This is a genomic window from Streptomyces sp. NPDC107500 (assembly GCF_055582785.1).
Genome location: NZ_JBVJPF010000003.1, coordinates 765,052 through 779,651 on the forward strand (window position 1 = coordinate 765,052; position 14,600 = coordinate 779,651).

Below are 14,600 nucleotides of genomic sequence, written 5' to 3' on the forward strand. Positions count from 1 at the left end.
CTCACTGCGCCGCGGGGGTCCCGGACGGTTTCGTGGAGTCACCAGCGCAGAAGGCGACGAAGGTGGAGTGGGGACAGATGAACAACAGCGCGGTCCACGCGGTCCGGTTGCGGTCCGTCAGCAGACGGTACGGGGCGGGCGGCCACACCGTGACGGCCCTCGACGACGTCTCCCTGGCCTTCCCCAGGGGCAGCTTCACCGCCGTCATGGGCCCCTCCGGCTCGGGCAAGTCGACCCTCCTCCAGTGCGCCGCCGGTCTCGACCGGCCCACGTCCGGGTCGGTCGTCGTCGGGGACACCGAGCTGACCCGGCTGAGCGAGACCAGGCTGACGCTGCTGCGCCGCGAGCGCATCGGCTTCGTCTTCCAGGCGTTCAACCTGCTGCCGTCGCTGACCGCCGAGCAGAACGTGGCGCTGCCGCTGCGGCTGGCCCGGCGCCGGCCCGGCCGCGCGCAGGTGCGCGAGGTGCTGCGGCAGGTGGGACTCGCCGACCGGGCCGGACACCGGCCCAGCGAGCTGTCCGGCGGACAGCAGCAGCGCGTCGCCCTGGCCCGCGCCCTGATCACCCGCCCCGACGTGCTCTTCGGCGACGAGCCGACCGGGGCCCTGGACTCGCGGACCGGCCACGAGGTGCTGACCCTGCTGCGCGGCATGGTCGACGACGCGGGCCAGACCGTCGTCATGGTCACCCACGACCCGGTCGCCGCCTCCTACGCCGACCGCGTGGTCTTCCTCACCGACGGCCACGTCCACGGCGAACTGACCGGCGCGGGCGCCGACGCCATCGCGTCCCGCATGACCCGGCTGGAGACCGCGCCGTGCTGAGCGCCGCGCCGCTCACCGTCCGGCAACTTCCCCTACCCATGCTCCCGACCCGGCCGGAGGCCCTCCCGTGCTGAACCTCGCCATCGACGCACCCGCCCGCGTCACCGACCGCGTGAACGGCGAACCAGCCGCCACGACCGCCGACGCCGTCACCACCCCCACACCCCGGCCGGAGGCCCTCCCGTGCTGAGTGTCGCCCTGCGCACCCTGCGCACCCGCTGGGCCACCTTCGCCGGCAGCTTCGTCGCGCTGTCGCTGGGCGTCGCCCTGCTCACCGTGACGGGGCTGGCCCTCGCCTCCTCGCTGGACGCGCCCGACCGGGAGCCGGAGCGGTTCGCCGCGGCGCCGGTCGTGGTGCGCGGCCAGGACACCCTGCGGGTCCCCACGCCGGTCGGCGACCGCACGCACGAGCTGGCCCGGCCGCGTGCCGTGCCGGCCGGGACCGTGGCGGAACTGGAGCGGCTCGGCCGGGTCGTCGCCGACCGGTCCTTCCCGGTACGCGCCGAGGGCGGACCCGGTGACCTGGTGGGCCACCCGTGGTCCACCGCCGCGTTCGCCCCGTACGCCATCGACACGGGCCGCGCGCCGCGCACCGCCGGCGAGGTCGTCGTCACCGGCGGCTGGGCCGCGCCGGGCGAGCGGCTGCGCACCGACCGCGGAACCGTCCGGGTCGTGGGCACCGTGCCGGACCGCGGCTTCGAGCACGCCGTCTTCTACACCGACGCCGAGGCCGCGCGGCTCTCCCCCGTCAGCCTTCAGCTCACGGTCGACGCGGACGCCTCGGCGGTGCGGGACGCGGTGCGCGGCAGCCCGGGGGTGCGCGTCCTCACCGGGGACGACCGCAGGCTGGCCGACGCCGATCCGGACCGGGACCGCGAGGCGCTGACCGCGATGAACGCCATGTTCGGCACGGCCGGCGGCGTCACCGCCTTCGTGTCGGTGTTCGTCGTGGCCTCCACGTTCGCCTTCACCGTGGCGCAGCGGCGCCGGGAGTTCGGGCTGCTGCGCACCGCCGGGGCGACACCCGGGCAGCTCCGGGCGCTGGTGGTGGCCGAGGCCCTGGGGGTGGGCATGCTCGCCTCCGCGGCAGGCTGCGGGCTCGGCGCGTGGGGTGCGCCGCACCTGGCCGCGCGGGTGGTCGACAGCGGCCTGGCACCGGCCTGGTTCACCATCGGCGACCACGCCTGGCCGTACCACACGGCCTTCTGGACGGGGCTCCTCGTCGCCCTGTGCGGCGTGCTCGCCGCGTCCTGGCGGGCGGGGCGCACGGCCCCGACGCAGGCGCTGCGCGAGGCGTCCGTGGACACCGGCGCGATGACGTGGGGCCGGTGGCTGTTCGGCGGGGGCCTGCTGCTGACCGCCCTGGTGACGCTCGGCATCGCGCTGGCCGGCGACCCCGGCGGCCTGCTGCACCGCAAGACGTACGTGAGCCGTCCGATGCTGCTGATCACCGCGGTGGCGATGCTCGCGCCCGTCGTGGTGGGACCGCTGTCGCGGCTCCTGGCCCGCCTGCCGGCCCGGCTGCCGGGCGCGACGGGCCTGCTGGTGCGGGAGAACGCCGCCGCCGGGGTACGCCGGACGGCCGCCGTCGCGGCGCCCGTGCTGGTGACGGTCGCCCTCGCGGGCTCGCTGCTCGGTGCCACGGCGACGCTCGACGAGGCCGAGGCCGCCCAGACGCGCGAGCGGACCGCCGCCGCCTTCGTGGTCACGGCGGCGGACGGCACGGGCCTGGACGCCCGCGCCGTGGACCGGCTGCGCTCGGTGCCCGGCGCGGTGGTCTCCCCGACCGCGTCCGGCGCGGTGTACGTCCTGGAGGAGGGCACCGCGCTCATCAGGTCCGACGCGCGTGCCGTCGCCGACCCCGAGGCCCTCGCCGCCACCACCCGGCTGCCGCTCACGGAGGGCAGGACGACCGGCCTCGACGACGCCTCGATCATCGTCAACGGGGAGTGGGAGCGGCACTCCGTGGGCCAGAGCGTGCGGGTCTGGCTCGGAGACGGCACCCGCAGGACGCTGCGCATCGCCGCCGTGATGGCGACCGGCACCGGCGGCAACGGCGTCTACGTCACGCGGGCCAACGCCCCCGGCGCCCCGGTCGACCGGGTGGACGTCGCCCTCGCGGACGGCGCCGACGCCGGGGCGGTGGCCGCCGGACTGCGCGAGGCGGTGGGCCCGACAGGCGGGCGGGTGTCGAGCCGGTACGAGTGGGTCGCGGCCGCCTCCCCGGGGACCAACGGCACGACCCGGGCGGGCCTCTTCCTGGTGCTGGGCATCGCCCTGCTCTACACCGGGATCTCCCTGGTCAACACCATGGTGATGGCCACCGCCGACCGCGGGCGCGAGCTGGCGGTGCTGCGGCTGGCCGGTGCCACCCGCCGGCAGGTGCTTCGGATGGTCGGTGCCGAGTCGCTGCTGGTGGTGGCGGTCGGCACGCTGCTCGGGCTGGTGGTGGCCGGGCTCAACCTGGCGGGGATGTGGGGTGCGCTGCGCCTGCTCTCGGTGGACACCGCCGTCAAGCTGCCGTGGACGGCCCTCGGCGGGGTCGCGGCCTCCTGCGCCGTCCTCGCGGTGACCGCCTCGGTGGTCCCTGCGGGGCTCGCCACGCGGCGCCGCGCGGGGGAACTCGCGGGGACGCGCGAGTAGACCCGCCCCTCCCCCGGACATGCGAAGGGCCCGTACGACCGGAGTCGTACGGGCCCTTTCAGGCATCAGCCCATGTCAGGTCATCGGACCGACAAGCAAGCGAAGCTTACTTGTTGATCTTGGTGACCTGGCCGGCGCCCACGGTCCGGCCACCCTCGCGGATGGCGAACTTCAGGCCCTCTTCCATGGCGACGGGCTGGATGAGCTCCACCTTCATCTCGGTGTTGTCACCCGGCATGACCATCTCGGTGCCCTCGGGGAGGGTCACGACGCCGGTCACGTCCGTCGTACGGAAGTAGAACTGCGGACGGTAGTTGTTGAAGAACGGCGTGTGGCGGCCACCCTCGTCCTTGGACAGGATGTAGGCCTGCGCCTCGAACTCGGTGTGCGGGGTGACCGAGCCCGGCTTGATGATGACCTGGCCGCGCTCGACGTCCTCGCGCTTGATGCCGCGGAGCAGGAGGCCGACGTTCTCACCGGCCTGGCCCTCGTCGAGCAGCTTGCGGAACATCTCGATACCGGTGACCGTGGTGGTGGTCTTCTCGGTCTTGATGCCGATGATGTCGACGGTCTCGTTGACCTTGAGGATGCCGCGCTCGATACGACCGGTGACGACGGTGCCACGACCGGTGATCGTGAAGACGTCCTCGATCGGCATCAGGAACGGCTTGTCGACGTCGCGCTCGGGCTCCGGGATGGACTCGTCCACGGCCTTCATGAGCTCGAGGACCGAGTTGCCCCACTCCTTGTCGCCCTCGAGGGCCTTCAGAGCGGAGACCTTGACGACCGGAAGCTCGTCGCCCGGGAACTCGTACTCGGAGAGGAGCTCACGCACCTCGAGCTCGACGAGCTCCAGGATCTCCTCGTCGTCCACCATGTCGGCCTTGTTCAGGGCGACGACGATGTACGGAACGCCGACCTGGCGGGCCAGGAGCACGTGCTCCTTGGTCTGCGGCATCGGGCCGTCGGTCGCGGCGACCACGAGGATGGCGCCGTCCATCTGCGCCGCACCCGTGATCATGTTCTTGATGTAGTCCGCGTGACCGGGGCAGTCGACGTGCGCGTAGTGACGCGTCTCCGTCTGGTACTCGACGTGCGCGATGGAGATCGTGATACCGCGCTGGCGCTCCTCAGGAGCCTTGTCGATCTGGTCGAAGGCCGAGGCCTCGTTCAGGTCGGGGTACGCGTCGTGCAGCACCTTGGTAATGGCGGCCGTGAGGGTCGTCTTACCGTGGTCGATGTGACCGATGGTGCCGATGTTGACGTGCGGCTTAGTCCGCTCGAACTTCGCCTTCGCCACTGGGGTCCTCCTGTGGAGTGGTTCTGTACGCCTTACTCATCGGCGCCAGGTGATCTTTGCTGGAAAGCCCGGGTGCCGGGGCATTCCGCCGGGTTGTGGCGGAATGCCCCATGCAGGCTCCGGGGTCAAGCCTAAAGCGTGAGAACGGGGTCCGGTAAACGGACTCTGTTACTCGCCCTTGGCCTTCGCGATGATCTCCTCGGCGACGTTCCGGGGAACCTCGGCGTAGGAGTCGAACTGCATCGAGTAGCTTGCGCGACCCGACGTCTTGCTGCGGAGGTCTCCGACGTAGCCGAACATCTCCGACAGCGGCACGAGGCCCTTCACGACGCGGGCACCCATCCGCTCCTCCATGGCCTGGATCTGGCCACGGCGGGAGTTGATGTCACCGATGACGTCGCCCATGTAGTCCTCGGGCGTGGTGACCTCGACGGCCATCATCGGCTCGAGGAGCACGGGCGAAGCCTTGCGCGCGGCCTCCTTGAAGGCCTGCGAACCGGCGATCTTGAAGGCGAGCTCGGAGGAGTCGACCTCGTGGTAGCCACCGTCGATGAGCGTGACGCGGACGCCCGTCATCTCGTAGCCGGCCAGGATGCCGAACTGCATGGCCTCCTGAGCACCGGCGTCCACCGAAGGGATGTACTCCTTCGGGATGCGGCCACCGGTCACCTTGTTCACGAACTCGTACGAGGCGTCGCCGCCCTCGATCGGCTCGATCGCGATCTGCACCTTGGCGAACTGACCGGTACCACCGGTCTGCTTCTTGTGGGTGTAGTCCACGCGCTCGACGGCCTTGCGGATCGTCTCGCGGTACGCGACCTGCGGCTTGCCGACGTTGGCCTCGACCTTGAACTCACGGCGCATGCGGTCGACCAGCACCTCAAGGTGCAGCTCGCCCATACCGCCGATGATGGTCTGGCCGGTCTCCTCGTCCGAGTGGACCTGGAAGGAGGGGTCCTCCTCGGCCAGGCGCTGGATCGCGACGCCGAGCTTCTCCTGGTCGCCCTTCGACTTGGGCTCGATGGCGACCTGGATGACCGGCGCCGGGAAGTCCATGGACTCCAGGATGACCGGGTTCTTGTCGTCGGACAGCGTCTCACCGGTGGTGGTCTGCTTCAGGCCCATGACGGCGACGATGTCGCCGGCGCCCACCGACTCGATCTCCTCACGCTTGTTGGCGTGCATGCGGTAGATCTTGCCGATGCGCTCCTTCTTGCCCTTGACGGGGTTCAGCACGGCAGTGCCGGACACCAGGCGGCCCGAGTAGACCCGGACGAAGGTGAGCTTGCCGAGGTGCGGGTCGCTCATGATCTTGAACGCGAGCGCGGCCAGCGGCTCTTCCTCGGACGGCTTGCGCTTGACGACGACCTCGGGGTCCTTGACGTCGTGGCCCTCGATGGCCTCGACGTCGAGCGGGGTCGGCAGGTAGCGCACGACCGCGTCGAGCAGGGGCTGGACGCCCTTGTTCTTGAACGCGGTGCCGCAGAACACCGGGGTGACCGTGGTGTCGCTGGACTTGCCGGAGGCGATGGTGATGCGACGGATCGCGGCGTACAGCTGCTCCTCGGTGGGCTCCTGGCCCTCCAGGAACAGCTCCATGATCTCTTCGTCATTCTCCGCGACGCCCTCGACCAGCTTGCCGCGCCACTCCTCGGCGGCCTCGGTGTGCGTGGCCGGGATGTCGACGACGTCGTACATCTCACCCTTGGCGGCCTCGGCGGACCACACGAGCGCCTTCATGCGGACCAGGTCCACGACGCCCTTGAAGTCGGCCTCGGCACCGATCGGGAGCTGCATGACGAGCGGCTGGGCGCCCAGGCGGTCCGAGATCATCTCCACGCAGCGGTGGAACTCGGCGCCGGTGCGGTCCAGCTTGTTCACGAAGCAGATGCGGGGCACGCCGTAGCGGTCGGCCTGACGCCACACCGTCTCGGACTGCGGCTCGACACCGGCGACACCGTCGAACACGGTCACGGCACCGTCGAGCACACGCAGGGAACGCTCCACCTCGACGGTGAAGTCGACGTGCCCCGGGGTGTCGATGATGTTGATCGTGTAGTCGTTGTCCTCGAGCGGCCAGTGACAGGTGGTCGCAGCAGACGTGATCGTGATGCCACGCTCCTGCTCCTGCTCCATCCAGTCCATCGTGGCGGCGCCGTCGTGGACCTCACCGATCTTGTAGCTGACGCCGGTGTAGAACAGGATCCGCTCGGTGGTGGTCGTCTTGCCCGCGTCGATGTGGGCCATGATCCCGATGTTGCGGACCTTGGCCAGGTCAAGTGAAGTGGTAGCCATAAGGCTTCAGTCTTCTCTCGGTCTCGATGGGGGTAGCGACTACCAGCGGTAGTGCGCGAAGGCCTTGTTGGACTCGGCCATCTTGTGCGTGTCCTCGCGCTTCTTCACAGCGGCACCGAGGCCGTTGGAGGCGTCGAGGAGCTCGTTGAGCAGACGCTCGGTCATGGTCTTCTCGCGACGGGCGCGGGAGTAACCGACGAGCCAGCGCAGCGCGAGGGTGTTGGCGCGACCGGGCTTGACCTCGATCGGCACCTGGTACGTCGCACCACCGACGCGGCGGGACTTGACCTCGAGGGTCGGCTTGATGTTCTCGAGAGCGCGCTTCAGCGTGATGACCGGGTCGTTGCCGGTCTTCTCGCGCAGGCCCTCCATGGCGCCGTAGACGATGCGCTCGGCGGTGGAGCGCTTGCCGTTCAGCAGCACCTTGTTGATCAGGGAGGTCACCAGAGGAGAACCGTAGACCGGGTCGATGATGACCGGGCGCTTCGGGGCGGGGCCCTTACGAGGCATTCTTACTTCTCCTTCTTGGCGCCGTAGCGGCTGCGGGCCTGCTTGCGGTTCTTGACACCCTGGGTGTCGAGCGAACCGCGGATGATCTTGTAGCGAACACCCGGCAGGTCCTTCACACGGCCGCCGCGCACGAGCACGATGGAGTGCTCCTGCAGGTTGTGCCCCTCACCCGGAATGTAAGCGGTGACCTCGATCCCGCTGGTCAGACGCACACGCGCGACCTTACGCAGGGCCGAGTTCGGCTTCTTCGGGGTGGTCGTGAACACACGCGTGCAGACGCCCCGGCGCTGAGGAGAACCCTCGAGTGCGGGCGTCTTGTTCTTCTCGACCTTGTCCTGCCGGCCCTTCCGGACCAGCTGCTGGATCGTAGGCACTACTTCTCCGGTTTCTGTGTGCCGAATGGTGAAGCTAACCCGGAACACTCGCCGACCCACGCGGTCGGGTGTGTCGAAGCCGCGAACCCCTGCCGCCAGGCGGGAGAGAGCGCGGATTGCGGTGGCGGTCACGACCCTCACCGCGGTTGAAGACACGCACGAGGGCCAGGGCACACCCCAGGCACAAGGTCTGAGCGTACCTACCGCATTCGCTGCGGTCAAAACAAATGGGCGGCGCGGGCACCCGTACCCGATTCGTCCCTCTGCGTCCCGATCGTTCCGTCGCCGGGTGCGGGCGCGGGTGCCGGTACGGGCGGGGACGCCGCGGTGTCGTCCCGGACGAAGTACGTCGGCCGGTTCTGCACCGCCGTGTATATGCGCCCGACGTACTCACCGAGCAGACCGACACAGATCAGCTGCACCCCGCCGATGAACACGATGCCGGTGAAGAGCGAGGTCCAGCCGGGGACCGTGCGGCCCAGCGCGAAGGCGGTCAGCGTGTAGACCAGCAGCCCCAGGCAGACCACGAAGGCGCCGGCGCCCAGCCAGGTGGCGATGCGCAGCGGGGCCGCCGAGAAGCCGGTCACGCTGTCGACGGCGAGGCGGATCATCCGGCCCAGCGGGTACTTGGTGCGGCCGGCCGTGCGCGGCGCCCGCTCGTAGGTCACCGAACCGCTCGGGAAGCCCAGCCAGGGCACGAGGAGGCGGTAGACCCGCTGCTGGTCCGGCAGGGCCTTCAGCGCGTCCACGGCGGCCCGGCTGAGCAGCCGGAAGTCCCCGGCCTGCGCGAGCACGGACGGGCCCGCCAGGCGCCGCATCAGGCGGTAGTAGACCCCCGCCGACCACCGCTTGAACCCGGAGTCGCTGCTGCGGTCGTCCCGCACGCCGTAGACGATGTCCAGGCCCTGTGTACGGGCCAGCTCCAGCATCTCCGGGATCTTCTCCGGCGGGTCCTGGAGGTCGGCGTCGAGACTGACGACGTAGGAGCCCACGGCGCGGTCCAGGCCCGCGGTGAGGGCCGCCTGGTGTCCGGAGTTGCGCCGCAGCGCGACCACGCGCAGCTCCGGCCAGCCCAGCCGGAAGGCGGCCAGCAGCTCCGCCGTGCGGTCGCCGCTGCCGTCGTCCACCACGACGACCTCGTGCCGCACGCCCAGCTCCGTGAGGACCGGGCGCAACCTGCTGACCAGGGCGGGCAGGACCTCTTCCTCGTTGTACATGGGTATGACGACCGACAGCACGACGGGTTCGTGCTGCTCCGCCTCCGGTTCCTCGGGCACCGCGCCTCCCCTCTCCCCGACACTGAGCACAGATGTGCGACTCTTGTGCGATCTTATGGCAGCAATTGACGGTTGAGGGTGGGCCAAGGGGGATGACAGCCATGGACACGGCTGCCGACGACACGGTGACCGACGGGTCGGACGGCGCACGCACGGCACGGTCCGGCGGACCACGGGAACGCCCCTGGGCGACCTGGCCTCCGCGCCTGCCGGAAGCCGCCCGCCCCTACCTGCCCCCGCTCCTCCTGTACGGCGTCACCAAACTGGTCGGCCTCGGCGTCTTCGCCACCCTGCTGACGTACGCCGGGGACTTCCGGGAGAAGAACCCCCGCTTCGGCGGCGGCGCCCACTGGTGGGACGTCCTGGCCACGTGGGACGGCTGGTGGTACCTCCAGGTCGCCGAGCACGGCTACCACCCCTCCCTGGTCCGGCTCGACTCCGACGGCCTGTTCACGGTCCAGCAGAACTCGGTGGCGTTCTTCCCCCTCTACCCGGCCCTGATCCGCATGGTCTCGGAGTCCACCGGCCTCGGCCTGTACGGCTCCGGGATCCTGGTCTCGGTCGTCTCGTCGTTCATCGCGGCGGCGGGCATCTACGCGGTGATCTCGCTGCTCGCGGGGGCGCGCGCGGGCACCATCGCGGCCGGCCTGTTCGCCGTGGCCCCCGGCGCGGGCGTCGAGTGGGCCGTCTACTCCGAGTCCCTGTTCGTCGCCATCGCCGCCTGGGCCTGCTACGCCGTGATGACCCGGCGCTGGGTGGCGGCCGGCCTGCTCGCCTTCACCGCGGGCCTGAACCGACCCACCTCCGCCGTGCTCATCGGCGCCGTGGGACTCGCCGCCCTGGTGACGCTGGCCCGCCCCGAGTCCCGGCGCGAACACGGGATACGCGGCCCGGTGTACGCCATGCTCGTCGCCCCGGTCGGCCTCCTCGGCTACATCGCCTGGGTCGGCTGGAGCACGGGCGAGGCCACCGCGTACTTCACCCTCCAGCGCGAGGGCTGGGCCCACTTCTTCGACTACGGCGCCTACACCCTGGACGTGCTGCGCAACCTCACCGTGGGCAAGGGCGACTACCACTTCGCCTTCTCCACCCCGGACCTGCTCTCCCTCCAGCTGGTCCTGGCGCTGCCCTTCCTGATCGCCCTGATGCTGCGCAAGCGGCCCCCGCTGGTCCTGGTCGCCTACACCCTGGCCTCGATCATCACGGTCCTCGGCACCCAGCAGATGTTCGGCAACACCATGCGCTACCTGCTCCCCGCCTTCCCCCTGCTCCTGGCCCCCGCCGCGGCCCTGAGCCGCCTGAAGCTCCCGAGCCTGATCGTCTTCTTCACCACGACGGCCCTCGCCTCCGGCTGGTACGCGCACTACGTGATCTTCGAACTGGGCGTGCCGTAGCCACTCCCCGCGCGAGAAACGCCGAAGGGCGGCCACCCCACGGGGTGGCCGCCCTTCGTTCGTTCAACCGGCTCGCTTACTGGTTGTACGGACCGTAGTCGTAGTCCTCCAGCGGAACGGCCTGGCCGGAGCCCGTGCCGAACGGCGAGTAGTCGATGTCGTCGTAGCCGACGGCCGAGTACATCGCGGCCTTGGCCTCCTCGGTCGGCTCGACCCGGATGTTGCGGTAGCGGGACAGGCCCGTACCGGCCGGGATGAGCTTACCGATGATGACGTTCTCCTTGAGGCCGATGAGGCTGTCGGACTTGGCGTTGATCGCCGCGTCCGTCAGGACCCTCGTCGTCTCCTGGAAGGAGGCGGCCGACAGCCAGGACTCCGTCGCCAGCGAGGCCTTGGTGATACCCATCAGCTGCGGACGACCGGAGGCCGGGTGACCGCCCTCCTGGACCACACGACGGTTCTCGGTCTCGAACTTCGTGCGCTCGACCAGCTCGCCGGGCAGCAGCTCCGCGTCGCCCGACTCGATGATCGTCACGCGGCGCAGCATCTGCCGGATGATGATCTCGATGTGCTTGTCGTGGATCGACACACCCTGCGAGTTGTAGACCTTCTGGACCTCGCCGACCAGGTGGACCTGGACCGCGCGCTGACCGAGGATCCGCAGCACGTCGTGCGGGTTGGTGGCACCCACGGTGAGCTTCTGGCCCACCTCGACGTGGTCGCCCTCGCCCACGAGCAGACGGGCGCGCTTCGAGATCGGGAACGCCGTCTCGTCGCTGCCGTCGTCCGGGGTGACGACGATCTTCTTCGTCTTCTCGGTCTCCTCGATCCGGACCCGGCCGGAGGCCTCGGAGATCGGGGCGACACCCTTCGGGGTACGGGCCTCGAAGAGCTCGACGACACGCGGCAGACCCTGCGTGATGTCGTCACCGGCCACACCACCGGTGTGGAAGGTACGCATCGTCAGCTGGGTGCCGGGCTCACCGATGGACTGGGCGGCGATGATGCCGACCGCCTCACCGATGTCGACCAGCTTGCCGGTGGCCAGCGAGCGGCCGTAGCACATGGCGCAGGTGCCGACCTGGGACTCGCAGGTCAGGATCGAGCGGGTCTTGACCTCCTCGACGCCGTGGGCGACCAGGGCGTCGATCAGGACGTCACCGAGGTCGACGTTGGCCGGCGCGATCACCTTGCCGTCGATGACGACGTCCTCGGCGAGCATGCGGGCGTAGACGCTGGTCTCGACGTCCTCGGCCTTGCGCAGCGTCCCGTCCGCGTCACGCGTGGCGATCGGCAGCTTGAGACCGCGCTCGGTGCCGCAGTCCTCCTCGCGAATGATGACGTCCTGGGAGACGTCGACCAGACGACGCGTGAGGTAACCCGAGTCGGCGGTACGCAGAGCGGTGTCCGCCAGACCCTTACGGGCACCGTGCGTGGAGATGAAGTACTCCAGCACGGACAGGCCCTCACGGAAGGAGGCCTTGATGGGACGCGGGATCGTCTCGTTCTTGGCGTTGGACACCAGACCGCGCATACCGGCGATCTGACGCATCTGCATCATGTTTCCGCGAGCACCCGAGTTCACCATCATGGAGACCGGGTTGGTCTTCGGGAAGTTGTCGTTCATCGCCTCGGCGACCTCGTTGGTCGCCTTGGTCCAGATCGCGATGAGCTCCTGCGTGCGCTCTTCCTTGGTGATCAGACCGCGCTCGTACTGCTTCTGGACCTTCTCGTCCTGCGCCTCGTAGCCCTTGACGATCTCCTTCTTCGCGTCGGGAACGACGATGTCGGAGATGGCGACGGTGACACCGGAACGGGTGGCCCAGAAGAAGCCGGCCGCCTTCAGGTTGTCGAGCGTCGCCGCCACGATGACCTTCGGGTAGCGCTCGGCGAGGTCGTTGACGATCTCGGAGAGCTGCTTCTTGCCGACCTCGTAGTCGACGAACGGGTAGTCCTCGGGCAGCAGCTCGTTGAAGAGCGCACGGCCCAGCGTGGTCTTCAGGGTGAAGGTGTCACCCTGCTGCCACTCCGGCTCACCCTCCTCGCGGGCCGGCGGTTCGAAGCCGCGGGGCGGGATGGTTCCCACCGGGAAGCGGATGTCGATCTTCGCCTGAAGCGTCAGGTCCCCGGCGTCGAAGGCCATGATCGCCTCGGCGGAGGAGCCGAATGCACGGCCCTCGCCCTTGGGGCCACGACCCTCGGAGTCGGTGGTGAGGAAGAACAGACCGAGGACCATGTCCTGGGTCGGCATCGTCACCGGACGGCCGTCGGCCGGCTTGAGGATGTTGTTCGAGGACAGCATCAGGATGCGGGCCTCGGCCTGCGCCTCCGCGGAGAGCGGCAGGTGGACGGCCATCTGGTCACCGTCGAAGTCCGCGTTGAACGCGGTGCAGACGAGCGGGTGGATCTGGATGGCCTTGCCCTCGACCAGCTGCGGCTCGAAGGCCTGGATGCCGAGGCGGTGCAGGGTGGGCGCACGGTTCAGCAGAACCGGGTGCTCCGCGATGACCTCTTCCAGCACGTCGTACACGACCGTGCGGCCGCGCTCGACCATGCGCTTGGCGCTCTTGATGTTCTGCGCGTGGTTCAGGTCGACCAGGCGCTTCATCACGAACGGCTTGAAGAGCTCCAGCGCCATGGCCTTGGGCAGACCGCACTGGTGCAGCTTCAGCTGCGGGCCGACGACGATGACGGAACGCGCCGAGTAGTCGACTCGCTTGCCGAGCAGGTTCTGACGGAAGCGGCCCTGCTTGCCCTTGAGCATGTCGGACAGCGACTTCAGCGGACGGTTGCCGGGGCCCGTCACCGGGCGGCCGCGACGGCCGTTGTCGAAGAGCGCGTCGACGGCCTCCTGGAGCATGCGCTTCTCGTTGTTCACGATGATCTCGGGCGCGCCGAGGTCGAGAAGCCGCTTCAGGCGGTTGTTGCGGTTGATGACGCGGCGGTACAGGTCGTTCAGGTCGGAGGTCGCGAAGCGGCCACCGTCCAGCTGCACCATCGGACGCAGGTCCGGCGGGATGACCGGCACGCAGTCGAGCACCATGCCCTTGGGGCTGTTGCTGGTCTGCAGGAACGCGGAGACGACCTTGAGGCGCTTGAGCGCACGGGTCTTCTTCTGGCCCTTGCCGGTGCGGATGATCTCGCGGAGGCGCTCGGCCTCCTCGTCGAGGTCGAAGGACTCCAGGCGCTTCTGCAGCGCGGCGGCGCCCATCGAGCCGTCGAAGTAGGTGCCGAAGCGGTCGCGCAGCTCGCGGTAGAGCAGCTCGTCGCCCTCGAGGTCCTGGACCTTGAGGTTCTTGAACCGGTTCCACACCTCGTCGAGGCGGTCGATCTCGCGCTGCGCACGGTCGCGCAGCTGCTTCATCTCACGCTCGGCACCCTCGCGCACCTTGCGGCGCACGTCGGCCTTGGCGCCCTCGGCCTCCAGCTCGGCCAGGTCGGTCTCGAGCTTCTTGGCGCGGGCCTCGAGGTCGGCGTCGCGGCGCTGCTCGATCTGCTGGCGCTCGACGGAGACGTGGGCCTCCAGCGACGGCAGGTCGCGCGTACGGCGCTCCTCGTCCACAAACGTGATCATGTACGCGGCGAAGTAGATGACCTTCTCGAGGTCCTTCGGCGCCAGGTCCAGCAGGTAGCCCAGGCGCGACGGGACGCCCTTGAAGTACCAGATGTGGGTGACGGGAGCGGCCAGCTCGATGTGGCCCATCCGCTCACGGCGCACCTTGGCGCGGGTGACCTCGACGCCACAGCGCTCGCAGATGATGCCCTTGAAGCGGACGCGCTTGTACTTGCCGCAGTAGCACTCCCAGTCCCGGGTCGGACCGAAGATCTTCTCGCAGAAGAGTCCGTCCTTCTCGGGCTTGAGGGTGCGGTAGTTGATGGTCTCGGGCTTCTTGACCTCGCCGTGGCTCCACTGACGGATGTCGTCAGCGGTGGCCAGACCGATCCGGAGCTCATCGAAGAAGTTGACGTCGAGCACTATGCGT

The 14,600-nt window shown here is 69.5% G+C and carries 10 protein-coding genes; 4 read left to right on the plus strand and 6 right to left on the minus strand.

Annotated elements, in window-relative coordinates; translation table 11 throughout:
- The first annotated feature begins 77 nt into the window (after positions 1 to 77).
- From ACZ67M_RS15140 to ACZ67M_RS15150, 3 genes are all read left to right on the plus strand, one after another.
- Positions 78 to 824: an ABC transporter ATP-binding protein gene (locus ACZ67M_RS15140; RefSeq protein WP_469851131.1), complete on the plus strand. Its 747-nt coding sequence runs from the start codon at positions 78 to 80 to the stop codon at positions 822 to 824.
- A 67-nt stretch (positions 825 to 891) separates the two neighbouring features.
- Positions 892 to 1,014 (plus strand): hypothetical protein, encoded by a 123-nt coding sequence (locus ACZ67M_RS15145; RefSeq protein ID WP_467319826.1) that lies wholly within the window; start codon positions 892 to 894, stop codon positions 1,012 to 1,014.
- Entirely contained in the window at positions 1,008 to 3,467 is a 2,460-nt protein-coding gene (locus ACZ67M_RS15150; RefSeq protein ID WP_469851133.1) for an FtsX-like permease family protein, read from the plus strand. The genes ACZ67M_RS15145 and ACZ67M_RS15150 overlap by 7 nt, the downstream gene beginning before the upstream one ends.
- Before the next feature lie 106 nt (positions 3,468 to 3,573).
- Here ACZ67M_RS15150 and tuf read toward each other — a convergent pair whose 3' ends face one another.
- The 5 genes from tuf to ACZ67M_RS15175 form a co-directional block, all read right to left on the minus strand.
- Complete coding sequence (tuf, locus tag ACZ67M_RS15155) at positions 3,574 to 4,767, minus strand: elongation factor Tu (protein WP_064729336.1); 1,194 nt, start codon at positions 4,765 to 4,767, stop codon at positions 3,574 to 3,576.
- A 168-nt stretch (positions 4,768 to 4,935) separates the two neighbouring features.
- Positions 4,936 to 7,062 carry an elongation factor G gene (fusA, locus tag ACZ67M_RS15160; protein WP_064729335.1) on the minus strand — a complete coding sequence of 709 codons (2,127 nt, stop codon included), beginning with the start codon at positions 7,060 to 7,062 and terminating at the stop codon, positions 4,936 to 4,938.
- A gap of 39 nt (positions 7,063 to 7,101) precedes the next feature.
- On the minus strand, positions 7,102 to 7,572 hold the full coding sequence (gene rpsG / locus ACZ67M_RS15165; RefSeq protein WP_003974303.1) for a 30S ribosomal protein S7: 471 nt from the start codon (positions 7,570 to 7,572) through the stop codon (positions 7,102 to 7,104).
- A gap of 2 nt (positions 7,573 to 7,574) precedes the next feature.
- A complete protein-coding gene (rpsL, locus tag ACZ67M_RS15170) occupies positions 7,575 to 7,946 on the minus strand; it encodes a 30S ribosomal protein S12 (protein WP_003948652.1) in 372 nt (123 codons plus the stop codon).
- Positions 7,947 to 8,164: 218 nt separating this feature from the next.
- Positions 8,165 to 9,223 carry a glycosyltransferase family 2 protein gene (locus ACZ67M_RS15175; RefSeq protein WP_469851134.1) on the minus strand — a complete coding sequence of 353 codons (1,059 nt, stop codon included), beginning with the start codon at positions 9,221 to 9,223 and terminating at the stop codon, positions 8,165 to 8,167.
- A gap of 101 nt (positions 9,224 to 9,324) precedes the next feature.
- On the opposite strand from ACZ67M_RS15175, the gene ACZ67M_RS15180 reads away from it, so the two are divergent.
- A complete protein-coding gene (locus ACZ67M_RS15180; RefSeq protein ID WP_392009854.1) occupies positions 9,325 to 10,617 on the plus strand; it encodes a hypothetical protein in 1,293 nt (430 codons plus the stop codon).
- Positions 10,618 to 10,693: 76 nt separating this feature from the next.
- Here ACZ67M_RS15180 and ACZ67M_RS15185 read toward each other — a convergent pair whose 3' ends face one another.
- On the minus strand, positions 10,694 to 14,593 hold the full coding sequence (locus tag ACZ67M_RS15185; RefSeq protein ID WP_064729332.1) for a DNA-directed RNA polymerase subunit beta': 3,900 nt from the start codon (positions 14,591 to 14,593) through the stop codon (positions 10,694 to 10,696).
- Positions 14,594 to 14,600: the final 7 nt, after the last annotated feature.

Bases quoted from the DNA above. Each gene is read 5' to 3' on its own strand.
- ACZ67M_RS15140 (WP_469851131.1), top strand. From the start codon at position 78: ATGAACAACAGCGCGGTCCACGCGGTCCGGTTGCGGTCCGTCAGCAGA.
- fusA (WP_064729335.1), bottom strand. From the start codon at position 7,062: ATGGCTACCACTTCACTTGACCTGGCCAAGGTCCGCAACATCGGGATC.
- rpsG (WP_003974303.1), bottom strand. From the start codon at position 7,572: ATGCCTCGTAAGGGCCCCGCCCCGAAGCGCCCGGTCATCATCGACCCG.
- ACZ67M_RS15180 (WP_392009854.1), top strand. From the start codon at position 9,325: ATGGACACGGCTGCCGACGACACGGTGACCGACGGGTCGGACGGCGCA.